Source organism: Mesorhizobium sp. (assembly GCF_004962925.1).
Lineage (GTDB): Bacteria > Pseudomonadota > Alphaproteobacteria > Rhizobiales > Rhizobiaceae > Mesorhizobium.
In genome coordinates this window covers 7,031-30,738 of record NZ_SUEO01000006.1, presented here as the reverse complement: position 1 = coordinate 30,738, position 23,708 = coordinate 7,031, and the positions used below count along the sequence as shown (strand labels likewise).

General features: G+C 60.8%; 26 protein-coding genes. 8 read left to right on the top strand and 18 right to left on the bottom strand.

Going from position 1 to position 23,708, the window contains the following annotated elements:
- Positions 1–61: 61 nt before the first annotated feature.
- The 4 genes from E5W87_RS03065 (at position 62) to E5W87_RS03050 (ending at position 2,779) form a co-directional block, all read left to right on the top strand.
- The gene (locus E5W87_RS03065; protein ID WP_292393861.1) at positions 62–418 is read left to right on the top strand and encodes an STAS/SEC14 domain-containing protein; all 357 of its coding nucleotides are present in this window, start codon (positions 62–64) and stop codon (positions 416–418) included.
- Between the two features lie 54 nt (positions 419–472).
- Positions 473–694 carry a hypothetical protein gene (locus E5W87_RS03060; RefSeq protein ID WP_292393859.1) on the top strand — a complete coding sequence of 74 codons (222 nt, stop codon included), beginning with the start codon at positions 473–475 and terminating at the stop codon, positions 692–694.
- A gap of 716 nt (positions 695–1,410) precedes the next feature.
- On the top strand, positions 1,411–1,938 hold the full coding sequence (locus E5W87_RS03055) for a ferritin-like domain-containing protein (RefSeq protein ID WP_292393858.1): 528 nt from the start codon (positions 1,411–1,413) through the stop codon (positions 1,936–1,938).
- 205 nt (positions 1,939–2,143) lie between these two features.
- Positions 2,144–2,779, top strand: coding sequence for a LysE family translocator (locus E5W87_RS03050; RefSeq protein WP_367118788.1), 636 nt, complete (start codon positions 2,144–2,146; stop codon positions 2,777–2,779).
- A gap of 33 nt (positions 2,780–2,812) precedes the next feature.
- On the opposite strand, the gene E5W87_RS03045 is transcribed toward E5W87_RS03050, so the two are convergent.
- Positions 2,813–3,124, bottom strand: coding sequence for a hypothetical protein (locus tag E5W87_RS03045; RefSeq protein ID WP_292393856.1), 312 nt, complete (start codon positions 3,122–3,124; stop codon positions 2,813–2,815).
- A 324-nt stretch (positions 3,125–3,448) separates the two neighbouring features.
- Between E5W87_RS03045 and E5W87_RS03040 the strand changes: the two genes are divergently transcribed.
- From E5W87_RS03040 to E5W87_RS03025, 4 genes are all read left to right on the top strand, one after another.
- On the top strand, positions 3,449–4,747 hold the full coding sequence (locus E5W87_RS03040) for an Nramp family divalent metal transporter (RefSeq protein WP_292393854.1): 1,299 nt from the start codon (positions 3,449–3,451) through the stop codon (positions 4,745–4,747).
- Positions 4,748–4,900: 153 nt separating this feature from the next.
- The gene (locus E5W87_RS03035) at positions 4,901–5,314 is read left to right on the top strand and encodes an alpha/beta fold hydrolase (RefSeq protein WP_292393852.1); all 414 of its coding nucleotides are present in this window, start codon (positions 4,901–4,903) and stop codon (positions 5,312–5,314) included.
- 245 nt (positions 5,315–5,559) lie between these two features.
- Positions 5,560–6,057 carry a hypothetical protein gene (locus tag E5W87_RS03030; protein WP_292393850.1) on the top strand — a complete coding sequence of 166 codons (498 nt, stop codon included), beginning with the start codon at positions 5,560–5,562 and terminating at the stop codon, positions 6,055–6,057.
- A gap of 440 nt (positions 6,058–6,497) precedes the next feature.
- Positions 6,498–7,061 carry a sigma-70 family RNA polymerase sigma factor gene (locus E5W87_RS03025; RefSeq protein ID WP_292393848.1) on the top strand — a complete coding sequence of 188 codons (564 nt, stop codon included), beginning with the start codon at positions 6,498–6,500 and terminating at the stop codon, positions 7,059–7,061.
- Positions 7,062–7,703: 642 nt separating this feature from the next.
- On the opposite strand, the gene E5W87_RS03020 is transcribed toward E5W87_RS03025, so the two are convergent.
- The 17 genes from E5W87_RS03020 to E5W87_RS02940 form a co-directional block, all read right to left on the bottom strand.
- Positions 7,704–8,594, bottom strand: a complete 891-nt coding sequence (locus tag E5W87_RS03020) for a class I SAM-dependent methyltransferase (RefSeq protein ID WP_292393846.1) — start codon at positions 8,592–8,594, stop codon at positions 7,704–7,706.
- Positions 8,595–8,656: 62 nt separating this feature from the next.
- Positions 8,657–9,646, bottom strand: a complete 990-nt coding sequence (locus tag E5W87_RS03015) for a GNAT family N-acetyltransferase (RefSeq protein ID WP_292393949.1) — start codon at positions 9,644–9,646, stop codon at positions 8,657–8,659.
- Between the two features lie 9 nt (positions 9,647–9,655).
- Positions 9,656–10,720, bottom strand: coding sequence for a glycosyltransferase (locus E5W87_RS03010; RefSeq protein WP_292393844.1), 1,065 nt, complete (start codon positions 10,718–10,720; stop codon positions 9,656–9,658).
- Positions 10,717–11,475: a PIG-L family deacetylase gene (locus E5W87_RS03005; RefSeq protein WP_292393842.1), complete on the bottom strand. Its 759-nt coding sequence runs from the start codon at positions 11,473–11,475 to the stop codon at positions 10,717–10,719. Before E5W87_RS03005 ends, E5W87_RS03010 begins: the two co-directional genes overlap by 4 nt.
- A gap of 100 nt (positions 11,476–11,575) precedes the next feature.
- Positions 11,576–12,508, bottom strand: coding sequence for a beta-xylosidase (locus E5W87_RS03000; protein WP_292393840.1), 933 nt, complete (start codon positions 12,506–12,508; stop codon positions 11,576–11,578).
- Positions 12,501–13,262 (bottom strand): TIGR04290 family methyltransferase, encoded by a 762-nt coding sequence (locus tag E5W87_RS02995; RefSeq protein ID WP_292393838.1) that lies wholly within the window; start codon positions 13,260–13,262, stop codon positions 12,501–12,503. The genes E5W87_RS03000 and E5W87_RS02995 overlap by 8 nt, the downstream gene beginning before the upstream one ends.
- A gap of 2 nt (positions 13,263–13,264) precedes the next feature.
- The gene (locus E5W87_RS02990; RefSeq protein WP_292393836.1) at positions 13,265–14,071 is read right to left on the bottom strand and encodes a sugar phosphate nucleotidyltransferase; all 807 of its coding nucleotides are present in this window, start codon (positions 14,069–14,071) and stop codon (positions 13,265–13,267) included.
- Positions 14,071–15,168: a glycosyltransferase gene (locus tag E5W87_RS02985; RefSeq protein WP_292393834.1), complete on the bottom strand. Its 1,098-nt coding sequence runs from the start codon at positions 15,166–15,168 to the stop codon at positions 14,071–14,073. The genes E5W87_RS02990 and E5W87_RS02985 overlap by 1 nt, the downstream gene beginning before the upstream one ends.
- Before the next feature lie 13 nt (positions 15,169–15,181).
- Positions 15,182–15,778, bottom strand: coding sequence for a histidine phosphatase family protein (locus E5W87_RS02980; protein ID WP_292393833.1), 597 nt, complete (start codon positions 15,776–15,778; stop codon positions 15,182–15,184).
- A complete protein-coding gene (locus tag E5W87_RS02975) occupies positions 15,775–16,878 on the bottom strand; it encodes an inositol-3-phosphate synthase (protein WP_292393947.1) in 1,104 nt (367 codons plus the stop codon). Before E5W87_RS02975 ends, E5W87_RS02980 begins: the two co-directional genes overlap by 4 nt.
- A 164-nt stretch (positions 16,879–17,042) precedes the next feature.
- Positions 17,043–17,243, bottom strand: a complete 201-nt coding sequence (locus tag E5W87_RS02970; RefSeq protein WP_292393832.1) for a hypothetical protein — start codon at positions 17,241–17,243, stop codon at positions 17,043–17,045.
- A 121-nt stretch (positions 17,244–17,364) separates the two neighbouring features.
- Complete coding sequence (locus E5W87_RS02965) at positions 17,365–18,411, bottom strand: UDP-glucuronic acid decarboxylase family protein (protein ID WP_292393826.1); 1,047 nt, start codon at positions 18,409–18,411, stop codon at positions 17,365–17,367.
- 23 nt (positions 18,412–18,434) lie between these two features.
- The gene (locus E5W87_RS02960; protein WP_292393824.1) at positions 18,435–19,544 is read right to left on the bottom strand and encodes a glycosyltransferase; all 1,110 of its coding nucleotides are present in this window, start codon (positions 19,542–19,544) and stop codon (positions 18,435–18,437) included.
- Positions 19,541–20,635 carry a glycosyltransferase gene (locus E5W87_RS02955; protein WP_292393822.1) on the bottom strand — a complete coding sequence of 365 codons (1,095 nt, stop codon included), beginning with the start codon at positions 20,633–20,635 and terminating at the stop codon, positions 19,541–19,543. The genes E5W87_RS02960 and E5W87_RS02955 overlap by 4 nt, the downstream gene beginning before the upstream one ends.
- Entirely contained in the window at positions 20,632–21,762 is a 1,131-nt protein-coding gene (locus tag E5W87_RS02950; protein ID WP_292393821.1) for a glycosyltransferase, read from the bottom strand. Before E5W87_RS02950 ends, E5W87_RS02955 begins: the two co-directional genes overlap by 4 nt.
- 2 nt (positions 21,763–21,764) lie before the next feature.
- Positions 21,765–22,826 (bottom strand): glycosyltransferase family 4 protein, encoded by a 1,062-nt coding sequence (locus E5W87_RS02945; protein ID WP_292393819.1) that lies wholly within the window; start codon positions 22,824–22,826, stop codon positions 21,765–21,767.
- A gap of 23 nt (positions 22,827–22,849) precedes the next feature.
- Positions 22,850–23,708: TIGR04295 family B12-binding domain-containing radical SAM protein (locus tag E5W87_RS02940; protein ID WP_292393817.1), on the bottom strand; the 859-nt coding region annotated here is incomplete at its 5' end.

The following is a 23,708-nucleotide window of genomic DNA, read 5'->3' as shown; positions in this document are numbered from 1 at the left end:
TCTATGGGCGGCTTGAGTTGTTCGGGATAACCCCTGAAGCCAAATTCGAAAGGAGGAAAAAGTGATCGAGGTTATTTCTGCTCCTGAGAATGTCGCCGCATTTCGCGTAGTCGGTACCGTGACTGCGCAGGATTACGACAAAGTCATCCCGGCCATCGAAGAGAAGCTGAGCGAACATGAGGAGATAGGCGTCCTGGCCGACCTTACGGATTTGGAGGATATGACGGGCGACGCTTTGCGCCGCGACCTGCAGTACGGCTTGAGCAAACTTGGCGAATTCCACCGCTTCCAGCGTGCCGCAGTGGTGTCCGAAAAACAGCGGATCAAGGCAGCTACGGAGATGACGGCGCGCTTTTCCCGCAGATCGAGGCGAGGGTGTTCCCGAAGGACGAAAAGGCCCAAGCTCGGGAGTGGGTAGCAGGTGTCCAATAGCGGCATCTAGCTGATCTTCAGACCACCTTAGGGAGTGGCCATGCCAACCACCTACAACAAGCGACAGGATTCGGAAGGTCTGTGGGAAATCTATGACGGCGAGAGCGAGGAAGCCGTCATAGTTGACGGCATGCCGCTTTCCGGGCTGGATGAAGTCGAAGCCAACGAAGCCATTAGAAGACTCAAACGGGGTGAACTGACGTCCGACAACATTCCCCCGACGGCCCAGTCTGGGTGGCCTCCGGCCAAAGACGGCGTATAATGGATTCAAGTGTCTTGATCCCTCCGTCGTTTTCGAACAGAGAGCGGACCGATTCAGTGTTGCAAAACCGCGAACCGCGTAAGCCGTTGTCCAGAACCGCACTGGCAGCAATCGCACTTATCTGCGCGCTAATACTTGCTGCGTTTTTCATCGGCTTTGAATATTCGGCTCCTAATGGAGGCGCGCTCGTTATTCCCGGAGGATCGCAACAATCGCCGTAATGCCCCCATCGCTGCACCTTTCTTACCAAGCCCGTCGGACCAGCGCGAGCGAGGTTGCAGCCCCCACATTTCCAGTGCATTCTCACCATCGTCCATGACCAAACAGTATCTCAACCACCAGTTGGAGTGCCCTTTTTGCCTGACAATAAGGCTGAGGATTCCGGCTGACGCCGGTCCTGAGGACCGGATCTTTTGCGACGACTGCGGCGAATTCCTGGGGACATGGGACGATCTGCTTACCGACTTTGAGAAGCAGGGCGGACAGGATGGAGTATTCCGTCTCGAAAAGGGCCGTATCAGGCGGATCGATTGAGCCGATTGCGCGGCGCGAGCCGACCGGGGCACCGGCCCGATTGCAGCGCCTGACCATGCCGCCTCGAGGTGTCTGAAAATTTTCCAGCAGCCCGAATCTTCAGGGAACTTGTTGCCGGCCGGCGGGGTTATCGAACGCCTTCCTAATTAGGGAGGTTAGCTCCAACCCAGCGGGAGACGACCATGGCCACCACGAAGAAAGTCGCGAAAGCGACAACCAAGGGTCTTGAGGACCTGTTCCTCGACGGGCTCAAAGATCTTTACTATGCCGAAAAGAAGATACTAAGGGCCCTGCCGAAAATGGCGAAAGGTGCGGAGTCGGAAAAGGTGACTGCTGCCTTCGAAAAACATCGTATGGAAACGGAAGGTCACGTCGATCGCCTCGAGGAAGTGTTCGAAAAATTCGGCAAGGCAGCACGCGGCAAGACCTGTCCGGCGATCGACGGCATCATTGAAGAAGGCTCTGAGATCCTCGAAGACTATGAAGGTGCTCCTGCGCTCGATGCCGGGCTGGTCGCAGCGGCGCAAGCTGTCGAGCATTACGAGATCGCCCGGTACGGGACGCTTATCGCTTGGGCAGAACAGATGGGAAAGGCCGATGTTGCCGCCCTTCTCAAAGCGACGCTCAAGGAAGAGGTCGCAACGGACGAAGCGCTGACGGGTCTAGGCGAGGGGGGTGTCAACCAACGCGCTCTTCAAGCGGCCGCATAATTGCTTGTGCCACCGGCTTGCGGAGCCCCGGCAGGGATCGCCAGGGCTCCGCTCCGAAGATGCAGGTATCGGGCTTGCCATCCGAAATTCTTGTACCGGCCTGACTGACTGTCAGTTGCAGGAAAGGCATAGCGCAGTTGTCGGGCGCAGAGAGCAGGATCATGGATCCCGTGTTGTGGATAGCTTTCCTGGGACAGTAATCTCGATGCAGGCCCCGCCCGGCCCCGACAGCATGCTTGTGACGGCACGCGGAATTGCTCATGGACGAAGCACGGCATTTTTCACGGTGCTGGGCATGACCGTTGGTGCGGGGCTCGTTCAATTGCCTCTCCTCGCGTTAGGCGTGTCTTCATTGGTTGGGGCGTCGCCCCTCGCATTCAGTTTGCTCCGATGGTCTGGCGCCGCTTACCTGTGTTGGCTCGGAATAAGCCTATTGCTCTCGTCAGCCACGGAAGTTGCCGTCGAAGAGCATAGAAATCTTGGTCCACTGGCGGCTGCACGAGAAGGAATGATCGCCAACCTCATAAATCCCTGGCCAATGACGTTCATGGTTGCGTTCCTGCCGCAATTCGTTGACCCGGCTCGAGGATCGGTGACGCTGCAATTGCTGTTGCTGGGTGGCACACAAAAAATCACGGGTGTATTGGTGCTAGGCGCGTACGCGATCGCGTCCGGTACGGTTGGCGAGTGGGTCCTGAAGCAGCCAAAGATAAGGCTCTGGCAACAGCGCACGCCGGCTGTTTTATCATTGGCCTGGGCATTCGCATGGCCGTTAGTGGCGGAGCGACCCGTTAGCCAACCCCCGCGGCTATCGCATCCCTCCTGCCTTCCCTGTCGCTAACCAAAAGGCGGGCCGTTGCCCGCCTTCATTGGTTCAGTTATTCCCGGCGCCGTTCTTTTTGACGCTGCTGCAGAATTCGGGGTGGGTGTTGGCGGCAGTGGCGTTTGCCGCCTCCTCATCGCAGACTTTTGTCATTGCCATGCGGTCCTCGTCCGTCAGCGCTTTCCATGCCTTCGTGAACTCGTCATCGGACCGCAGAGTCTTCATGCTGGAGTCGGTGTAGAACGGCTCCATCTTTGCGGGGTCATCTAAGGCAGACGTGCCTGTGTCGGCGCCTGCCGCAAGAGAAACGCCGCTTACCATAGAAAGCGCCATCGCGCCTAAACAGATCATCTTGTAGTTCATGGCAAGACCCTTTCCGTTGTTTAAAGGTTGCTAATGCAACCGCCTGCTGGCAAACGGCGTGTTTCAGAAAAGGTTCCTATCCCACTTGCTGGCAGGCCGCCCGATCTGCGCTTTCTACAATCGGCGTGGCTGTGCATCCGGCTCTATCCGTAGCCATCAGTGCGGCATGGCCTGCCGACGGAACAAAGCGCCTGCTTGGCTGTTCGATTCCAAACACGAGAGCTGTCCGATGATCGCCTGCTGCAGCTTGTTGCGATAGAGGATGATTGGTCCGATGCATGTCTCCATTGGCCTCCACGTCACGCCGGCGGCAGTGCGTGTTCAATGAGCGAACCGGCTCGCAAGGACCTCGGCCGAAAAAACGTCCGACAGGAGGGTAGTGGCATCGGGCGGGCTCTTGGGCTCGGCCTGATCACCGGCGCGGCCGATGACGACTGCTCGGCCATCGGAACCTACGCCAGCGCCGGGGCCAGGTTCGGCCCCGACCTGCTCTGGACCGCGCCACTTACCCTACCGATGATGTACACTGTCGTGTATCTCTCATCGAAGCTGGGCCAGGTCTCCGGACGCGGGCTCTTCCAGGTCATTTCCGACTTTTACCCGCGATGGCTTTTGTGGTCGGTGTTGGTGGGGGTGCTGATCGGCAACACCATTGAGGCTGCCGCGGATCTTGGGGCGATGTCCGCGGCCCTCAATTTGTTCGTCCCACTGCCGGTTCCGTGGATCGTGGTTGGCGTCGCGGCCATTATTTTCGCTCTGCAGGTTTTCGGCTCCTACAAATTGATCCGAAACGCATTCCGATGGCTGGCGCTGACGCTGCTTGCCTATGTGGTTTCCGCCATCCTCGCAAAACCGGACGCATTGTCTGTTCTGTACGGCACTCTGATCCCCAAAATCGAGTTCAGTCGCGAGTACCTGTCCATCCTCGTTGCCATCATCGGCACGACGCTCTCGGCATATCTCTATACCTGGCAGTCCAACCAGGAGGTCGAGGAAGAGATTGCAGAGGGCAGGACGACTCTCAAAGAGCGAAAGGGAGCGACGGAAGGCGAACTCCGACGGTCCCGCCGCGACATCTTGATCGGTATGACGTTTTCCAATTTGATTATGTATTTCATCATTCTTTCGACGGGATCAACCCTCTACGAGGCAGGTCAGACCCAGATTGAGACAGCCGCTCAGGCAGCCGAAGCGCTGCGGCCGCTTGCCGGTGATGCGGCAGGAATTGTCTTCGCAGCCGGGGTGATCGGCGTCGGCTTTCTGGCCGTTCCAGTCATGACGACCGGCGCCGCCTTTGATCTTGCGCAGGCGAGGGGTTGGAAGCACGGCATGAACGACAAACCTCGCCAGGCTCCCAAATTCTACATCGCGACTGGAGTGATCACACTGTTGGCGGTGGGACTCAATTTCATGGGCTTCAACCCGATGAAAGCCCTGGTCTGGTCCGGTATTGTGCAGGGTTTCTCCACTCCGCCTCTGCTGCTCCTGATCCTCATCATGACTAACAACCCCAAGATCATGGGCGACAAGGTGAACAGCCCCGGCACAAATGTCCTTGGCGGCGTGACGACATTGGCAATCTTTGCTGCGTCAGTCGGGCTAGTGGCGACCTGGTTCATCTAGCGATACGCCAGCATCCCTTGTGAAGAAGCGCTCGACCAAGTTTCGCGACTAGCAAACGCAACGGCTGAAGCAGATCGGCTGGGCGCAGCGGAACTCGCGCTGATCTCGCCCGTTAGCTTTTTTCAGTCGACATCCTTCGTATAGGAGTCCGCCATGCTTATCGAGCACCAGAGCAAGCGGCCGAACATGGATCCAACCGCCTATGTGTCCCCGACAGCGGTGATCTGCGGAGACGTGGCGATCGGTCCACGCACGCACATCTCGTTCGGGGCGGTGATCGAGGCGCATGGCGCGCCGGTACGGATCGGCGCGCCGGGTTCGACGACATCCGCTGCTTATTTCGCGCGCTGGCAGCCGCCTGCCCTGATGGTCTGGGGACGCCACGACCCCTTCTTCGATCTCGCTGAGATCCTGTCATGGATGCAGGCGCTGCCGAGGATGGAAGCCCATGTTTTCGATGCCGGACACAAGCTGCTCGAGACGCACGCGGCTGCGGCCGCGCCGCTCATGCTTGACTTCATCAGGCATACCCAACGGGAAAGCGAAAGAGCGGGCGAGCGTGAGTGACGCCGCTACTCTTGATCGTTGTCATATCGAAGTGATCGGCGTCCGTCTCGCCTACGAAGACCTGGGCGATGGTCCGGTGATATTGTTCATCGATGGCTTCGACGATGTGGCTCGATGTTCCACCGCACGATGTGGCTCCGCCGATAGGCGGCGGGGAGCCGAGCGAGAGCGATGCATCGGTACCGGTGGATGGAACATCTGCCGATAATTGCCGTTGATATGCTCATCAGGCGAAAGGGCTACATATGTCAAAACTTCAGGCGGCAACTCCAGAGGATTTGCAACGGCTCAAGCTCGAGGCGTCGGCCTACTTTGGCCCGAAAATGCTCAAAGAAGCATTATTGCGGCTTTGCCAGGCTTGCGGAAGCGATAGCCTTGGTCGGTTCGAGAAAACAATGATCAATCAGATCGAGGCAATGCAAGATGATGATAAAGCCAACTTCGAAACACTGAAGGAATTTGCCATCGAACAGCTTTATGCCTGTGTTCGAGAAGTCAAGTCTTCACCTGACATGAAACAGCCACTGGAGGAAGCAGAAACCCGAAGGACAGCTGGTCGGTCGCAAAAGCCGGAAACCTTGGAAGACCAGTTGCAGGCCGGCCTTGAGGATTCTTTCCCCGCAAGCGACCCGCCTGCCGTGGTGTCCACAGCGATTCCCGGCGGATCGAAGAAGCTGGTCGGGACCGACGAAGTCCTGAAAAAGCAGCGAGAGGAGGCGGCCAAAAACAACGGCCGGTCGTAGACAGCCGGTCCGAGTGAGGGGATGCTTCCACCGGCTTGGTTCTACGGCTCCAGTCAATCATGCGAACAGACGGCCAGCATGCACCGGCGTCAGAGCTTGACGGCCGCCTCCCGCGCCCACAGCCGCAACTTCCGGCAGACCCGGATCAAATTGCCCAGCCGCCTCCTTCATCAGCATCCGCATCGACATCTGCCTTGGCCAGCAGCGGCTCGGCTTGCGACGTGAAACCGAGGAATGGGGCGGGACATTTCCCTTGGTCGTTCTCGCCAAGCGAGCGGGATTCGCCGCACAGGAGCTCAGCCGTATTTCGCCGATCCGAGATTTTTTAGCGACTCATTTCGATGTCCGGAACGATCCAAACCTTCATGCATTTAGCTAGGTCTTTGTTCATCAACTCGTTCTTGCTGGGAGCTGGACCATTGTCCTCGAGGGGCTACTCCTTGGCCAACCAGGAAACGGATGAAGTTTCCATCGTTGACCTGATACCTGCCTTGCGAGCCTTCGCCCGCACCTTCTGCCGTGTTCCTGACGATGCTGATGACCTGGTCCAGGAGACGTTGACCAAAGGGCTCGCCAACATCGATAAATTCGAGCCTGGGACGCGTATGAAGTCATGGCTCTTCACCATCATGCGCAACACCCACTACACGCGCGTCAAGGCCGCCGACAGGGAAAAACCCGGCCTGCTCGACTGTGCCTCTCTAATCCCGATTTCGGAAGCTACACAGGAGTGGACCGTTCAGAGCAAGGAAGTCTATGGCGCGGTCCAGAAGCTGCCGGAGCATCAGCGCGAGGTCCTGATGCTGATCGGGGTTCTTGGCGTCAGCTATGAAGAAACTGCGGAAATATGCGGTTGCGCTGTGGGGACGATAAAGAGCCGCCTTAACCGAGCGCGCGCCGGCGTCCTGGAATACCTCGGCGAAAGTTCACTGCAGACATTGGTGGAAAGACGCAATCACCTGTCCGAAGCACAGGGAAATTTCGCAGTCGACCGGCGTCGATAGTTAGTCCTCGTTCTTTGCCTTGCATCGGCGTTTTTCGACAAGCGCGTTCTGTAATTGCACCGCAAGATTGGTCAATCGGTCGGGGACCTTTTCCTGCTCGATGGCAGTCAGCAGAGCTGCGATCTTCCGATCTATTGCCAGCCGGAGTCGCGGGCTGATGGTATCGTCGCTCGAGCGAGACATCGTGTTCTCTTAACGAATTGGTCCCTACACCAGTGTGGTGTCAGCATTCAGGGTTTGCAAGGGTTCACGCGCAGTCCTCACCGTCGGCGCCGACCCTTGCACAATATTGTTTCGAAACCGCTGGTTTCTTCGGGAAAGCGCATGCATTTCCCTCCGTTCCTCCCCGGTATTCCCGGGCGCCCTCGACAATTCGACTTTCGCGACCTCGCTGGCCACTGGTCATGATTCGCGTCTGCGGTCGCAGCCATCAGTCTTGGGAGGGCCGATCTGCGGCATGGTACTGATCGGATTTGATCCGATTGCCATCGAGCCTGCGCTGCTCGGTGTGCTGCTGCTAGGCTCTGGAGGACAAAACCGCTTCTCGCTGAGCCTTTACTCTGACGGCCGAGGTGAAGTCTCTCTTGCCGTCGTATGCCACCTAGTCCTCCTTTGGATTGTGGGCACTCACAGGTGCCTTTTCTATTTGACGCCCGAACAGTTATTGGGCCGTAATGTTCCGTCGGAAGCAGCAAGAAGAAAGGCATTGCCATCCCAAAGCCGGAACGGCTTCTCGCCGTCAACCACGACCTGCATGCCGTGGGCTTCGGCAAGACGGCAAACATCGGCACGATCCAGCGCTGGCGATCCGCGATAGGAGTAATTCAGGAGTGCTGCCATGCCTGACATCTTCAGAACACGTGCAATTTCCTTGAAATACCGCTCCGCCAGGCCTGCCAGAACCAAGTAGGGGAAGCTGTCGACAGCCAGCACGCAATCGAAGCTCGCATTGCCGAAATCGGCAAGATCGAGACCGGAGGTCAGCCGCAGTTCCACATTGCGCAGGCTAGCACATCGCTGACGAGCGATCGAAATCATTTTTGAGGATATGTCGATGCCGACGATCCGGTGCGCCGCGCTGGAAAGCGCGGTTTCGAAACGCCCGATGCCGCAACCAATGTCCAGTATGTCCCGGTCGGCGCCGGTGAGGCCTTGCCTTTCCAGCCATGCGACGATCTCGTCGGTAGCGGCGGTGAGCTTCTCCTCGTCTCCCAACGAAGACAGCTGAACGCTCGCCGCCAGCGAAATCGCCGCCGCTGCATCGAAGCCAGCGGCCAGCCGCTTGACGACAGCGGCATCCGTTTCCCATTCACCGCGTTCGTGACGAACCGCCGCGCCTGTTTCGCGCAGCAGGGCAAAGATATCAGGCCTGTGACGAAGCAGCTCGGCGATCCGTTTCAGCCTGTCTCGTTTGGGAAGATTGGCTGAATGCATGCTCAGCGCCACATCGGCCAATTCTGCGGCGTCGATCCCCGACTCGAAGCGAAGCGCCAGTCTGGCAATGATGGCTTCGACGCAAGCGCCGTCGGCCATGCACTCCGCGAGCACCATTCTTGCTGTTGACGCCGGTGGCGATGGTTTTCGTCCAGTCGTGCTCATTGAGCCATGCTTCGCGTCCAGACCTTTCGCATTGTCCATTGGTCGACGGCACCCCAGCCATATTTGTAAGTCTCCTGGCCGCGCAGGAAATCGAACTCCCGCGCCCCTTCACGCGCCGCCTCGGCAATCGCGTGTCCGATCAGGATTGCGCCGGGGCTTTCCTCGGCATAGGCCGGATCAAAACCGCCAAGGTAGGCGTAGGCGCGGTGGCGATGGTGAAATCCATAGTAGGCGCCAACGACCGCGTCATCGATAGCAACAAGCCAGCATCGGACAAGACCCTGTGCGGCAAGCAGGGCAAGCGCCTGCCGATGGAATTCTTCCGCAGCCGGATCGGCCAGCACGCCGTCACCATGCCCGGCCCAACGCGCGCCATGAAGGCGGATCAAGTGATCGAAGAATGCTTTGGGACCATCCTGCGCCGGCATCACGGAGACGCAGCCGCGCCTGCATGCGGCTCTATGCGCGCGGCGCAGCTGACGTCTTCGCCGCGCCGGAACGCAGACCGCGAGCGCATCGGCTCCAACGATCGAGAGCACGGGACAGGCGGCGTGATCGACGAGTTGACCCGCCTCCAGCGCAGGGTGCGTTATGGCGAAACCCGCAGCACCCGCCGGCAAATCCGGCAAAATCCATTGCGACCAATTGATCGCGAGAGCCCGGTCGGCGATGACGGCGGCGACCGCCGCTTCGATGCCAGGGGAACACAGGACATCCAGATAATCGCTCAACGAAATTCCGACCGGAAGCAGTCTCGGCCCGGAAGATGTGTGTTCCAGGTAAAAAGGCGCCAATCCCACCAGATCGTCGCCACGCCAGACGGCGATCGTAGCCAGCTCTCCGGGCGCGAACGTTCGCCACCACGGCACGAGCCAGGCGGGGCATTGGAACGGCGTCGCCGTCCGGCTATGCGCCCAGAGTTCCCACCAGTGCGGCGCCAGGGCCTCAAGGGCGGCCGGATCGTCGATGATCTCCGAGCGGAGCATGGAAGCCACTCACTGCGCCGCCGCGAGGCGCCTGCGGCCGCCACCAAGCCCCGCCAGCGCATGGTAAGCGTCCATGTAAGACGAAATCATGCGGTCAAGCGAAAAGCGCCGCCGCGCCTCGGCCCGGCATGTCTCGGCATCCAGGCTGGATGCTGCGACAATGGCCTCCGCCATCTCGGCGACGTCATTCACCAGAAAGCCCGTCTTGCCGTGTTCGACCACGTCCGGCAGCGCGCCGTTTGGAAAGGCGACGACCGGTGTGCCGCAGGCGAGGGCCTCCATCGCGACAAGCGAGCTGGTTTCCGCGGCAAGGCTGGGAATGACCAGGCAACGGGCGGCGTTGAGAAAGCGCCGTTTGGCGGTGAAGCCGAGCGGACCGAGGAAGCGGCGGTGCTTGTCGAGGCGAGGCTGGACTTCGTCACGAAGGTACAGCGTATGCGTTTCATAGGGGTAGACCTTGCCGCCGATGACCAGCGGCACGCCAGCCTGTTTGGCTGCGTCCAGCGCCAGATGGATGCCCTTTTCCGGGCAGATGCGGCTGAGCACCAATGCGAAGTTGCGCTTGGACTGCGGGCCGCTCAGCGCATCGATATCGACGCCGTTTGGAATGGGCGCAACCAGCCTGGCGCCTGGTGGCGCGGTTCTTTGTTGGGCCACTGAGACGGCGTGAAGCCATAGATCGTCGCGTAGCGGGCGCAGAGCATCGGCCGGATACCAATCCAGGGGCAGGTGCAGGCTTACCAGTGTCGGGCCATGGTCAGGCAGATAGGCATGAAAATCGATGCCGTGTAGATGAACCACGTCGATCGGCCAACGGGAGCGCGCCGCGTCTATCGCGGCGCGGTGGGACCGCTGTGCCCGTGTTTTCGCCGCATCGTCGAGCACCCCTGGTTCAGCAGGTGTCTCGATGAGGACGCCCGCCGCTTTGGAGCCCTGGCAACCGATCACGATGGAAATGTGCCCCGCGCGCACCAGTGCCTGATCGAGCATCGATAGCACCTGCTCGGCGCCGCCAACGGCATCCAGGCCGACTGGCGCGAGAGGGTAGGCGACGTTCAGGACGGTGAGGGTCATGGCCGGTCGAGCCGAAGCTCCTCATACGCAGCCGCCGCGGCGTGGAGCCAAACCGCCGGCTCGAAGCCGAGCGGCAGCGCCTCGTAGTAAAGCTTGCCGTTGTTTGGCAGGGCGAGGAAATCATAGGCGGGCGCCACCCGGAAACGTTCGGCGCGCGCCGTAAACGGGGCCAGCGTCCGTTGCTGTGTCCTGTGGCAGGCCAGCATGCACTGCTTGCGTTCGAAAGCGGCTTCCGTGAGGTGCAGTTCGATACACTCACTGCCGGGTCCGCTATTGAAATCCTGAAGGACCGCCCCCTCAGGTCCGGCGCAATAGAACGCCATTTCGACGATGGCCGGCGCCTGGCGTCCATCGCGGCGCAGCAAATGGCAGGCGGCATGGACGGCAAAGGCGGTCGCGTCATGATCAGGGTGACCACCTTCATAAGGATGCGTGCAGACGAAGCTGATCTCGCAATCGGCCAGCAGGCAGGTCAGTTCCCGCGCGAGCGAGCTAAGGTTTCCAGCGGCTTGCTTGTCCGGATAACCGAGGCTGATCAATCCGGTCGGCGGAAGACCCGCCGCCGAGAGCGCCGTCTCCAACTCCCTGTGGCGGGCCGCGGCGTAGTCCTGCCAAGTCTCGAAGCCGTGCGCCCGGGCGTCGTCAAGATCTCGCGGCGCGCCGTCGGTGACATGAACCATGCGAGATCCGTGCAAGCCGGCAAGATGCCCGCCGATGCCGATGGTCTCGTCGTCAGGATGCGCGACAACGATCATGATTTCAGCACCGTCCGATGAGTGCGATGCGGTACCTAGCAAAAGAGCCGCGAATTCGGCTAGCGTTCCGGACCTGTCAGGTTGGTGTTGCATGACACACTCATGCTGCCGAAGCCCGCACCGATCTGACCGGCGAGGCAGCCATGGCGGGAGCATAGCGGCGGATCATTGTCGCACAAAACTCCGCGAACTCCTCCGGCACCAGCGGCGGACTGGTGTGATGCGGCATCACTCCGCGATGCTCGGGCGTGAAGCAGAAGGTGACGGTCACGTCGAAATCGGCCAGTGCTTCCATTTGTCGGTCGTACCAGTCCAGCGCATTCGGCCTGAAACTGTCGGCCCAGGAAAGCCCGGTGCGCAGACTGGTGACGCCCAGCCGCTTCATCCAGGCGACGGCGTCGTCCAGCCGGGGATCTTCAAAATGGAACCACTGCGCCAGTCCCATGGCCGGGGCATAATGCAGGAATTCCTCGAGCGCTGGTTTGGGCGTACCGTCTTCGCGCAGCAGGCCCATGTAGAAGTGGCGATAGTAGGAGGAGCCTTCCGCTTCGCGGTGACGCGTCGTTGCCCCCCATTCGCGCGGAAGGTCGTAGAGGCTGTACCATTGTATGCGCGGCGCATTGCCGAGCAGCAGTTCGGCGGTCCGGCGCAAGCCCCAGCGCTGCACCTCCTCGGCACCGAAGCTCGACACGCCAACTTCGCTGACCCATACGGGAAGATCGGTGACGGTCGAAATCTCGGCGATCTTCTGCGGCCATTCCTGAATCTGCCAAAGATTCCAGTCGAGCGGGAAACCATGCACGCCGACGGCATCGACGTAATCCAGCACGCCATACTGCTTCATGAGCGCCATGAAATCGGCATCGATCGGCGAAATGCCGCCGAGGATCTTGGTCACGGCGGGGTTTTCAGCTGCAATCGCATGAGCGGCCAGTGTTGCCATATTGGCGAAGCGGCTCCAGTCGGGGTCGAGTTCCGGATCCCAATGGGACTTGTTGTTTGGCTCGTTCCAGATCATTGCAGCTTCAATCATGAAGTTGTCCTCTCGACGGGTAAACGGCGCCGCCGCCGGCCGACTCACCGGCGGTGCGGCAGAAATAGACCTCCTGCTCCGGGTGCAGCACGATCTCGAAGCCGGCGCTGCGCAGCATCGCTTCGGTGCAGGCGCGATTGGGAATCCACCAGTTGGTCGGGTCGTCGGCGTAGCGATGCTCGACGAAATGCAGCTTCGGAAACTCTAGTCGGTCGAACAGATCGTGTGTCCAGAAAGGATAATTCTCATCGAGTGCAGGCAGGTCGGTGCTGCCGCGCTGCATGGACTGGAAGATCATCAGGTCGCCGGCGACGTGCTCGCGGATCAGATCAAGAGCGAGCAAGGGGTGGCGCAGGTGATACAGCACACCCATGAACAGGACGATGTCGAATTTCTCCCGCAGGACGCCGACTTCGTAGACCGACAACTGCTGAAATTCGATGTCGCAGTCCGCGATTTCGGCGGCGAAGCGCGCCTGCGCCAGATAGGCTTCATCGAAATCGATGCCGAGGACGCGGCCGGCGCCGCGGCGCTTCATCTCGATCGAGTAGAAGCCAGCGTTGCAGCCTATGTCGAGCACGGCCTTGCCGGACAGATCGGCCGGAATGGCGTCGGCGAACTTGCGCCATTTGATCAGCGGGTAATTGCCGAGGAAATGGTCAGGGGCGGTTTCGACGCCCGCCAACTCCATATTGTGGAACCACGGGCCAAGGGCATCGATGCGGCGGCGGATTTCGGCGTTGGAATGCAGCATCGCTAGCCTCCTTCGCCTGGATGGCTTGGTATCTGCGACTGCCCTTGCAGCACGAACAGGAGGTCTTTCGGAGCCTCCAACGTGGGGTTGTTGTTCTCAAGCAGCCGAAGTGCGGTGCGGTAGCCGTTGAACGTGCCGACGTCGACATAGGCTGTGCCTGCCTTGACGCCGTAAGCCTCGCCGCCGGCCGCCAGATAGGCGTTGATTAGCGTGCCGACGTATTCGTCATGGCGATCCCGCTCGCGCCAGAGCATCGCAAGCTGATGAAAGATGCGGCCAGGCATCTTGAATGCACCCCAAATCCAGTTCGATCCGGCGTCTTGTTGCTTGACCTGGATTTCCTTCACCCGGCTGTCGTTGTCGAGAATGACGGCATCGAAAAATTCCGGACGGTCGACGGGGAACAGCAGGAAAGACAGGCAATCGTTCCGCAGGGCGCAGAAACCGTCTTCGGGAAGCCAGATCGTATCGGGCAGGCCGATCAGGACCGTCTCATCCGGCGCGACGAGCGGCGCGGCGCGGAAGATCGCATCGCAAAGACCGACAGGGGTGGGCTGCACGACAAACAGTGCGGCGGCATCGCCATAGCCGGCGGCATAATATTCGAGGATGTCCGATTTTCCCGATCCGATGACGAAGCAGATCTTGTCGACGCCGTTGCGCACCATGCGACGCACCAGATATTCGCTCACCGCGCAGGGACGCTCGGTTTGGCCGTCGATGCGGCTGCCGACCGGCAGAAGTTCCTTCGAGAAGCCGAGTGGCTGAATGCGGCTGCCGCGGCCGGCAGCAGGCACGATGCCCAACATCAGATTGCTTCCTTCAACGGCTCGCCCGCCGTCTGCAATGAATCTGACAGGAGGCGGTCCAGTTCCCTGGCGCGCTGCGCAGAGGTGTGCTCGTCCAACACCCGCTCGCGCGCACGGCGCCGGATTGCGTCAACTTCGCTGTCGGACAAGCAGACTGCCGCAACCACGTCGTCGGTGGTGTCCGCCAGGATGATCTCGCTGCCGGGTTGGAAAAAACTGCTCAGCCCGGGCCAGGTGTCGCTCACGATCGCTGCGCCGCACGCTGCCGCCTCGAACAGCCTGCCCGAAGGACACCAGCCCCTCTTGGCCATCGCCTCGCGGGTCACGTTCAGCGTCAGACGCGACGAGGAGAAGAAAGCCGGATGATCCGCAGGCGGAAGGTGCCTGACAAAAAAGATGTTTTCGCCCCACGGAAATTCGTGCGGATATTGGGCGCCGCCGATGACGAAGCGATGGTCCGGCAGGCGCGCTGCCGTGCGCACCAGCAGCTTTTCGACGTCGGCCTGGCGATCTGCGGCATAGGTTCCGAGATAGGATAAATCTCCGGCAAATTCGGCCCGGGGCTCTGCCGGCTGGTGTCGCTCGGGATCGACATGCCCGTAGAGAGGCAGGACACGGCGGGCACCCAGCAGTGTTTTGAGCGCGTCGATTGCGGTTCCTCCGGTATAGCTCAGGACAAGATCGAAATCGCGAAGGCCTTCGGGCCCGTAATATGCCGGCCGTTGACCTTGTTCGATCCGCGCGAGTGTGACCGGGGTGTCAAGATCGTAGAAAACCTTCAGTCCGCGAGAGGCCTGCTGCGCCAGGCGCGATGCCTCCACGGCGTCGGGGCAATAAGATGTGACGATGACGACGTCCGATTGCCCGATCGCCTGTTCCGCGACATTGCGGATGTCTTCCCAGTCCGGATAGAGAACGACATTGCCGCCATCGAGATGGTCAAGGTCGCGCGCCCCGGCATAATAGGGAGTGTTGCGTTCGAAGAAGGTGACGGACCAGCCCAACCCGCCGAGCGCCCGGATAAGCCCGCGCCACAGCGTCGCGTGTCCGTTTCCCCACGAGGAGGTGACGGTGAGACCGAAAATGACCATTCGCATCCGGCAGTCCTCGTCAGGCGGCTTCGTTTAATCGGATCAGCTTGGAGCCCCAGTCACCGGATACGATCGTGGTGATCGAAGCGGGGTCGATGTCGAAGCGAAAACAGTCTCCCAGCGGCAAGCCGAGCACCTTGCAGACGGCGGCCTTGATCACGTCGGCATGGCTGACCAGCGCCACGGACTGGTTCTGGTAACGTTTGCGAAGCTGCTGCATCAGCGAGATGACACGTTGCTGGACGTCCAGCATGGTCTCGCCGCCCGGCGTCCTCGCCTGCTGACGTCGGCTGTTCCACACCCGCCAATCGGCGTCCTGGTTCAGCTCTTCGAAGGTCTTTCCCGACCACGCACCGAAGTCGATCTCATCGAGTTCTTGGCAGATTGTGATCTTGTCGGGACTACAGGCGATTGCGATCGGTTTTGCGGTTTCCAGTGTTCGTTCACGCGGACTGCAACAGATGGTGGCTAATGGCTCCGACGCCATGTGGCTGGCCAGGCGCGAGGCTTGTGCCCTGCCGGTTTCGCCAAGGCAAACTCCGGCCATACGTCCGGCAAGATAGTCGCCGACATTGTCGTGCGCCGCATGGCGGATCAAGAAGAACGTCGTCGTCATTCGGCGGCATCGAGCATCGGCTCGTCCCTTCCGGCGATGAAAGAGAGCGTGCGCAGGCGTGCCTCGGCATCGGTGAATTGCTCGGGCGGCGACTTCATGAAATAGCTGCAGGGACCGGTCAGCGCCCCCGCAATGCCGCGGTCAAGCGCCAGCTTGGCGCAGCGCACAGCGTCGATCACGACTCCGGCCGAGTTGGGCGAATCCCATACTTCCAGCTTGAGCTCTGCATTCAGCGGCACGCCTCCGAACGTCGTGCCTTCGACGCGGATGTAGGCCCATTTTCGATCGGTGAGCCAAGGCACATGGTCGCTGGGGCCGACATGGATGTTGCCGGCCTGCAGGGGAACGTCGAGCTGGCTGGTTACGGATTGTGTCTTCGAGATTTTCTTCGATTCCAGCCGCTCGCGTTCCAGCATGTTGAGGAAATCGGTGTTGCCGCCGAAATTCAGCTGGTAGGTGCGGTCGATGCGGACGCCGCGCTCGCGGAACAGATTGGCGAGCAACCGGTGCACAATTGTCGCGCCGACCTGGCTTTTGATGTCGTCGCCGATCAATGGCAGGCCACGTTGTTCGAAGAGTTGGCGCCATTCCGGCCGCGACGCGATAAAAACCGGTATGCAGTTGACGAAGGCGCAGCCGGCCTCGAGCGCGCACTCGGCATAAAAACGCGTAGCCTCTTCCGAGCCGACCGGCAGATATGAGACCAATACGTCAGCGCCGCTTTCCCGAAGCAGCGCGCTGATATTCGCGACCGGCTCTTCTGCCTCCTCGATCTCATCGCGCAGATATTTGCCGATGCCGTCGAGCGTTGGTCCTCGCTCGACACGAACGCCGGTTGCTGCGACATCGGCAAAGCGGAAGGTGTTGTTGGGTGGATTGTATATGGCTTCCGCCACATCTCGCCCAACTTTGCCCTTGGCGACGTCGAAAGCACAGACCACTTCGATGTCATCGACGTGATAGCCGCCGAGATCGGCATGCATCAGTCCCGGTATCGGCTCATTACCTCTGGCGTCCCGATAATATGAGAGGCCCTGGACAAGGGAAGACGCGCAATTGCCGACGCCGGCTATTCCAATCCGTACCTTTTTCGATCCCACGAAACTGCCGCCATCGCTGTTGAAGGTAAGTTCCTCGCGCCGAACTGCCAGTTGCCAGGAATGTTCCTTGCGACTTGGAAAAATCACGAACTCCACGGCGGGATGAAAGCTGCGCGCTGTGTTTGACGCTGTCTGAGCCGATCGACGCCTGAGCGCTGCAAGCCTCAGTCGAGCCTTCGCAGCATATCCGCTTCTTTTTCCAGAATGGTGGCCACTTCCTCGCGCTCAAGATGCGTCATCATCAGGCTCACACAGCATTCAAGGTAGGTGATCGAGGCGCGGCGCAGAAAGGCAGCCGTTTCCCCTGCGGCCATTTGCTCGATATCCTTGGTGGAGCGCTTTCGATGCACTTGCCCGTTCTCCATGCCGGTATCATGGCCCAAACGGCGAGCGCGGCTGGATGTTCCCATAATCCCTTAACGAGCGCGTGCGTTCGGACGTCATGATCTCGCATGACCATGCCCGAGCGCACAGCTCTCCCAGACCTTAGGCCGGCAGGTTTTGCAATCGGCCTGAAGCGGACCTCACGCTTGTCGCAATTGGGGAAATTCGAGCCTCGTTACGGCTGGCTTCCAGCTCTGTAAAATAGCTGATCGTCTGCATCAGGCCTTGCCTGAGCGGTACCTTTGGCGACCAATTGAGAAGGGTTTTTGCTCGGGAAATGTCCGGTTGCCGCCGGCGAGGGTCGTCTTGCGGCAGTGGCAGGAATTTGAAGGCCGACTTGCTATGGGTCATATCTCTCACCAATCCGGCCAGTTGAAGGACGGTGAATTCCCCGGGATTGCCCAAATTGACCGGTTGGCGCGGATTGGGATCGATATCCATAAGGCGGACCAGACCGTCAACCAGGTCGGAGACGTAGCAGAACGACCTGGTCTGCAGCCCGTCGCCGAATATCGTCAGTGGTCTCCTCTCGAGGGCCTGCATCACCAGGTTCGAGACGATCCGGCCGTCGGCAGGATCCATCCTCGGACCATAGGTGTTGAAGATGCGGGCGACCCGGATGTCGGCCATTTCGGTTCTCAAACAGTCGAAGCACAAGGTTTCTGCGGTTCGCTTGCCCTCATCATAACAGGCGCGCGGACCGGTGCAGTTCACGTGACCGACATAGTCTTCCCTTTGCGGGTGCTGTTCGGGATCGCCATACACTTCGCTTGTCGATGCCTGCAGGAAGCGCGCACTGTTTCGGGCGGCGAGCTCAAGCAGATTTAGCGTTCCGATCACGCAGGTTCGCGTGGTGTGAATCGGATCGGCTTGGTAGCGCGGCGGTGACGCGGCGCACGCCAGGTTGAAAATGCGGTCCACAGGCTCAGTAAGGTCCAATGGTCGGCAGACATCCTGCTCGATCAAGCGGAAACGAGGACGGTCCACGATCGAGATGATGTTTTCCATCCGACCGGTAAGGAAATTGTCCACACAGATCACACGGTACCCGGCCTGAAGCAGTGTTTCGCAAAGATGCGAACCGAGGAAACCCGCGCCGCCGGCGACAAGCGCCGTCTTGGTCCGTTGCGTCCTTCTTGATTGCCGCATCTCTATTTTCTCCTGTCTGCCAGTCATGCTGCACTTTCGATGCCCAGATCGAGGGCCGAACGTGCCGATCTTGGCCGCGCCAGCAGCGAAACGAATTCGCGGGCTCTCGCGGCGCCAGTATGTGTTGCCAGGATCGTTCCGCGCGCCCGCTTGGCCATAGCCAGCCTGACGCGGTCGGATTGCCTGGACAGGATATCGATCACGTCTTCGGCTTGACCGGCCGTGTTGATCGTGGCTGTCGGAAAGAAGCTGTCCAGACCTGTCCAGCGATCGCTGATGATCGCCGTGCCACAGGCAGCCGCCTCGAAGAGACGTACGCTGGGAGACCATCCAGCCGCTATCATGGAGCTGCGTGTGACGTTCAAAGTGTAGCGCTGGCGGCTGTAGAAAGCGGCGTGGTCCGCCGGCGGCAAATGCTCGATCCGATCGACATTGCTCGGCCAGACGGTTTCGGGTGGGAATTGCGAACCGGCCACGACGAAGCGGCGGTCCGGCATGCGTCTTGCCGGTTCAAGCAGGAGTGCATCCAGCGTCGCCTGTCGGTCCGAGCTGTAGGTGCCGAGGTAGCCAAGATCCCAGCAGATCGGATCGGCCGTTCCGCGATGCCGCTCAGGGTCGACCGAGCAGTAGAGCGGCTCGGCGCGCCGTGCATCGAAGTCCGCCGCCAAACGGGCGAGCGTTGGCCCGCCGGTGAATGAGAAATAGACGTCGAAATACGGAGTCTGCCGTCGGCATATATAGTCGCAATCATCCGCGGCGAGCTTTGCCAGCGTGACCGGTGTGTCGATGTCGTAAAAGCAGAACTGGCCCGTGCACAGGGACGCCACGATGTCGATGACTGCTCGCCCTTCCGGGACGAAGGACCCAACCACCACGATATCGGCCTGCTGCAGGCAGCGAGCATAGGTGCGACGAAGATCGTTCGTCGTTTCGTAGTAGCGCAACTTGCAGAAATCCGGGTCGCGCAGATCGCGATGGCTTGCGTACCACGGCACGTCGCGCTCGAGGAACGTGACGCGATGGCCGAGTTCGTGCAAACCCTTCAGCAACCCCCGAAAGGTCGTGGCGTGGCCGTTTCCCCATGAAGAGGACAAAGACAGGCCTAGAAAGACGATATCGAGCCGCTTGGTCATTCCGCTGCCTCCACGGTGGGGCGCTCGAAATGACGCCTGAAGACAGCGTCGGCCACAGCTGCCCTTAATGCATAGGTATGCTCGGCGAGAACACGCCGAAGCGCAGATGCGCCGATCGCCTTAGCCCGCTGGGGTGTGAGGGTCCGCATGATTTCGGCGACATCGTCGCCGTCGCGCGCCACCAGGATCTCTTCGCCGGGGACCAGGAACAATTCGACGCCGAGCCAGGCGTCGGTGATGAGGCATGCGCCGGCCCCCGCAGCCTCGAAGACGCGTGTGGCAGGTGAAAAACCATTGGCGGCCATGCTGTCGCGGCTGATGTTCAGCACCGCCTTGGGTGTGACGTTGAACGCATTGTGGTCGCGCGTGCCGACGTGGCCGAGCCAGGCGACATTCGCCGGAAGCTGCTTGTCGCCCCAACCCGATCCGCCGAGCAGGAAACGCTGATCGTCCGAACGGCTGGCCGGATCGAGGAAGAAGGCTTCGACGCGCGCTTCGCGGTCCGGCAGGCGGTTGCCGAGAAAGGCGAGGTCGCAGGCGAAACGCTTGTCCTTCGCGACCGGATGATGCGTTTCGGGATCGAGCGCATTGTAGATCGGCACGCACTCGGCCGCTCCCAGCGCCCGATAGGCCCAAACGACCGGATCGCCGCCGCCATAGGTGAGGACAAGGTCGATCTCCCGCAACGCGCGGTGCAGGGGGTGGTCCGGCTCGTCGCGCAATTGGCCCAGAGTGGCTGGTGCGTCGACATCCCAGAATACCGTCAGCGCATCGGCGCGGGCGTGGTCGAGCACCGCGCGCAGCAGCGCCTCGTCCTCGAAACCTACTCCGCTCGCCTTGACGACGATGTCGGCTTCGCCGGCGCTTGCTGCCACCTGCATCAGCGCATGCGGGGTCGCCTCATAGACGACGACGTTGCACCAGTCTGGTGCCTCCATATCGCGGTTCTTCTGTCTGTCGTAGACGTCCGGTTCATAGAATGTGATCTCGTAGCCGAGCTGGGAAAGAGCCTTGAGCAGTCCGCGGTAATAGGTCGCCGCGCCGTTCCAATAGGACGACAGCAGGCTCGATCCATAAAATGCAATCTTCATGCGACTGTCTCCTCTATGGCGATAGAATCGATGGCTTGGCGGTTGCCGCATTCGGCGAGCACATCGAACAACTCGTCCGCCCGGTGCCGGCACGTGTGTCGCGTCCGGATGGTTTCGAGGCCGGATTTCACCAGAGAGGCGGCCAGGTCAGCATCGTCCAGCACGTTGCGAAGATGACGGCACATCTCGGATCCGTCTCGCGCGAAAAGGAAGTCGATGCCTGGCCTGAAGAGTTGTTCGACATCGGCCCAAGGCGCAGAAACGAGCGGAATGCCGCAGGCGAGCGCCTCGAACATGCGGATCGTCGGAATTCCGGGCAGACTCTCCCGATATGGTCGCCGCGGGATGTGGACGGTAACGCGATGTGCCGCGAATGCCTTAGGCACGTCGGCATTGGCGATCCAGCCTTCGTAGCCCAGGCCGGCGGCGGCAAGATCGGCGAGCGCTTCGCACGGATAGCGCACGCCATGAACAGTGCCTCTCAGGCACAGTTCTTCCACCGGATCGATCAGGAATTCCTTGATTTCGGCACTGCGCTCGTCGTCGCCCCAGTTGCCAATCCAGATGACGTCGGATGTAGGGTCGATTTCGGGGTGCGGCTTGAACAGGCACACATCCGCCGCCTCGTGCCAGGTGAAGGCACGTTTGCCCCAGCCGGCGCGAAGATAGCTTTCCCGCAACGCTTCGCCGAAGGCGAGCACGCCGTCATAATGCTCCAGCCGCAGAGCCGAGATCGCCTGCGTCGCCGAGACGGCGCGATGGTGGGTGTCATGGAACAGAAGCGTGAAACCGCCTCCGTTCGCCTTGGCCCTGCCGATGCGCGCGACAAGGTCCGGGTCGGTCCATTCGTGGATGATCACCACATCGGCGTCGGCAATCCAGATTTCATGGTCGAAGGAGGCGTCGTAGGTTACCGGCATCAGCTCCGGAAAATCCTTCCTGAAGCGCTCGACCGCGTAGGGTCCTTTGTCTGCCAGCAGGTTCGAACGGCTCCAGCCGTCCGCCGGCTCCAGCGCGATCGCCTGGTGCCCGCGTGCAACGAGCTCTCGCATGATGCCGCGCAGGAAATGTGCGTTGCCGTGATTCCAGTCGGAAACGACGGAGTGGGTATAGAACACAAACCGCATCGTCAGCGTTCCGCAACGGCCAGGGCGGCCCGATCGTAGATGTCGTGCATGGCGGCCGCTTGTCTTTCCGGTGAAAACTTGCGCGCTCGGCGTGCGGCGGCTTCGCCGAGCCGGCGCCTATACTGGGCGTCGTATGAGAGACAATCGATACATTTGGCGAGATCGCGTGGATCGTGGGCGTCGTAGAAGATGGCCGCACCGTCCCACAATTCGCGATAGGTCGTGATGTCGGCAAGCACCAGAGGTGTTGCGGATGTGGCTGCCTCCAGCACGGCAAGGCCGAAGGGCTCGTAGACGGACGGCGACACGAAGATGCCGGCCCGCGCCATCAACAGACGCACCTCGTCGTGGTAGACAGAACCCAGAGGGATGACGTTGCTGAAACTGGCGCGTTGCCCATCGGCGCCCTGCAGCGACCCGGCAGCAAAGACTGGCCATTTCGTCAGCGATGCCGCCTGGTCCAGCGTAGCTGCATTCTTTCCTTCGTCCCACCAGCGCGCGGCGGCGAGAACCACTGATTCCCGCCTCTCTGCCTTTGGACCCGGCCGCGTGCCGTTGCTGACAACGCTCAGGCGGGCGATCGACCCATAGCAGGCCTCGAGCATATCGGCATGGCTGCGGCTGGGCGCGACTACCGCATTTGCCCAATCGAAACCGCGTCTGTTGCGGTCTTTCTGCCAGCCCCATTCGCCGTCCACAGGCTGTCCCCTGACGGCGTGGAGCCACGTCACAACGCATGAATGCGAGACCGCCACGACCGGGCACGGCACATCAAGTCCCACCGCCTGCGTCGGCGCATTGAGATGGACCAGGTCGATCGCATAATCACGAACAAGTGGCGCTAGTTCCTGCGGCAACACGTCCAGATCGTCCTCATTCCTGGTCATCCAGTCCGGCGGTGTCTTGAGCCACGCCAGGGCTGCGAAAGCCTGCGCCTCCTTCGCTTGCTCCTGGGACGGCCCCGGGCCTAATCCGGCGAGCACGATGCTGTCGCCGCCCTGAGCCAGCTCCCGCGCCAGATCAAGCGCGTAGCGCCAGACGCCGCCGACGGCATCGACGGTCATCAGGATTCGCCGCGAACGCCGGATCAGTGATTGCAACATGTAGCCTCCAACTCGGCCAGCGCACGCGGACGCTTCTCCTGGATGTCGCTGAATGTCCGAAACGAAGCCAGATAATGCTCGTGGGCGCGCTCCCAGGCGAGATCGTCCGGCTCGCCCCAAATCTGGCGATAGCTGGGCGAACTGGGGTAGGGATAGAGCGGCACCGGTTCATTGGCCCACACACCACGGTCAATGAGGTGCTTGCGCCAGTAATCGACCAGAGCGGGATCATCCTCGACCACGCCGATCAGATTGGCCTGGACGAACGGGACGTGACGGCGTGCATTGACCAGCAGCGCGGCCAGTTCCTCGGTGCCGAGCCGGCAACGCTTCGCCAGCATGGCCCGGCCCTCCACGGTCAGGCTTTCGAGGCCGGCCTCGATCGAAACACAGCCGGCGGCACCCAGCAATTCGAGGAGCTCCGGCTTCCAAAGATCGATGCGGGTCTGCACGCCGAACTTGACGTCGCGATCGACCAATCCCTCCAGCAGCGCCTTCTGCGGCAGGAAGATTTCGTCGATGAAGTAGATGTAGCCGGCGCCCTGTCCGATCAGGCGGTCGATTTCCGTCATGACCGCATCGTGGTTCCTGCGGCGGTAGGCGTCGCGGAAATCGATCTTGGCGCAGAAGCTGCAATTGTAGGGGCAGCCGCGGGACGCCTCGACCTCGGCTCCGAAACCCACTTGGTTGTCGTCGAACCGGTGATGGTGGTGCGAATGGGCGGCAATCCAGTCGGACGGCCATTTGAGAGCCGGATGACCGACAAAGGAACTGGCGTGGACGCCGCCATTGCCGACGAGTTTTCCCTCGTGGAGATGAGCGGTGTTGGGCACCGCGCTCCAA

What these genes read in the sequence shown, in the direction of transcription:
- E5W87_RS03045 (WP_292393856.1), bottom strand. Translation starts at nt 3,124, where the DNA reads ATGAACTACAAGATGATCTGTTTAGGCGCGATGGCGCTTTCTATGGTA.
- E5W87_RS03010 (WP_292393844.1), bottom strand. Translation starts at nt 10,720, where the DNA reads ATGACCCTCACCGTCCTGAACGTCGCCTACCCTCTCGCGCCAGTCGGC.
- E5W87_RS02980 (WP_292393833.1), bottom strand. Translation starts at nt 15,778, where the DNA reads ATGACGACGACGTTCTTCTTGATCCGCCATGCGGCGCACGACAATGTC.
- E5W87_RS03030 (WP_292393850.1), top strand. Translation starts at nt 5,560, where the DNA reads ATGTCAAAACTTCAGGCGGCAACTCCAGAGGATTTGCAACGGCTCAAG.
- E5W87_RS03040 (WP_292393854.1), top strand. Translation starts at nt 3,449, where the DNA reads ATGAGCGAACCGGCTCGCAAGGACCTCGGCCGAAAAAACGTCCGACAG.
- E5W87_RS02990 (WP_292393836.1), bottom strand. Translation starts at nt 14,071, where the DNA reads ATGTTGGGCATCGTGCCTGCTGCCGGCCGCGGCAGCCGCATTCAGCCA.
- E5W87_RS03005 (WP_292393842.1), bottom strand. Translation starts at nt 11,475, where the DNA reads ATGATCGTTGTCGCGCATCCTGACGACGAGACCATCGGCATCGGCGGG.
- E5W87_RS02945 (WP_292393819.1), bottom strand. Translation starts at nt 22,826, where the DNA reads ATGACCGTCGATGCCGTCGGCGGCGTCTGGCGCTACGCGCTTGATCTG.
- E5W87_RS03060 (WP_292393859.1), top strand. Translation starts at nt 473, where the DNA reads ATGCCAACCACCTACAACAAGCGACAGGATTCGGAAGGTCTGTGGGAA.
- E5W87_RS03000 (WP_292393840.1), bottom strand. Translation starts at nt 12,508, where the DNA reads ATGATTGAAGCTGCAATGATCTGGAACGAGCCAAACAACAAGTCCCAT.
- E5W87_RS03015 (WP_292393949.1), bottom strand. Translation starts at nt 9,646, where the DNA reads ATGCTCCGCTCGGAGATCATCGACGATCCGGCCGCCCTTGAGGCCCTG.
- E5W87_RS02950 (WP_292393821.1), bottom strand. Translation starts at nt 21,762, where the DNA reads ATGCGGTTTGTGTTCTATACCCACTCCGTCGTTTCCGACTGGAATCAC.
- E5W87_RS02955 (WP_292393822.1), bottom strand. Translation starts at nt 20,635, where the DNA reads ATGAAGATTGCATTTTATGGATCGAGCCTGCTGTCGTCCTATTGGAAC.
- E5W87_RS02995 (WP_292393838.1), bottom strand. Translation starts at nt 13,262, where the DNA reads ATGCTGCATTCCAACGCCGAAATCCGCCGCCGCATCGATGCCCTTGGC.
- E5W87_RS03020 (WP_292393846.1), bottom strand. Translation starts at nt 8,594, where the DNA reads ATGGCCGACGGCGCTTGCGTCGAAGCCATCATTGCCAGACTGGCGCTT.
- E5W87_RS03050 (WP_367118788.1), top strand. Translation starts at nt 2,144, where the DNA reads ATGCAGGCCCCGCCCGGCCCCGACAGCATGCTTGTGACGGCACGCGGA.
- E5W87_RS02970 (WP_292393832.1), bottom strand. Translation starts at nt 17,243, where the DNA reads ATGGAGAACGGGCAAGTGCATCGAAAGCGCTCCACCAAGGATATCGAG.
- E5W87_RS03055 (WP_292393858.1), top strand. Translation starts at nt 1,411, where the DNA reads ATGGCCACCACGAAGAAAGTCGCGAAAGCGACAACCAAGGGTCTTGAG.
- E5W87_RS03035 (WP_292393852.1), top strand. Translation starts at nt 4,901, where the DNA reads ATGCTTATCGAGCACCAGAGCAAGCGGCCGAACATGGATCCAACCGCC.
- E5W87_RS02960 (WP_292393824.1), bottom strand. Translation starts at nt 19,544, where the DNA reads ATGACCAAGCGGCTCGATATCGTCTTTCTAGGCCTGTCTTTGTCCTCT.
- E5W87_RS02985 (WP_292393834.1), bottom strand. Translation starts at nt 15,168, where the DNA reads ATGCGAATGGTCATTTTCGGTCTCACCGTCACCTCCTCGTGGGGAAAC.
- E5W87_RS02965 (WP_292393826.1), bottom strand. Translation starts at nt 18,411, where the DNA reads ATGCGGCAATCAAGAAGGACGCAACGGACCAAGACGGCGCTTGTCGCC.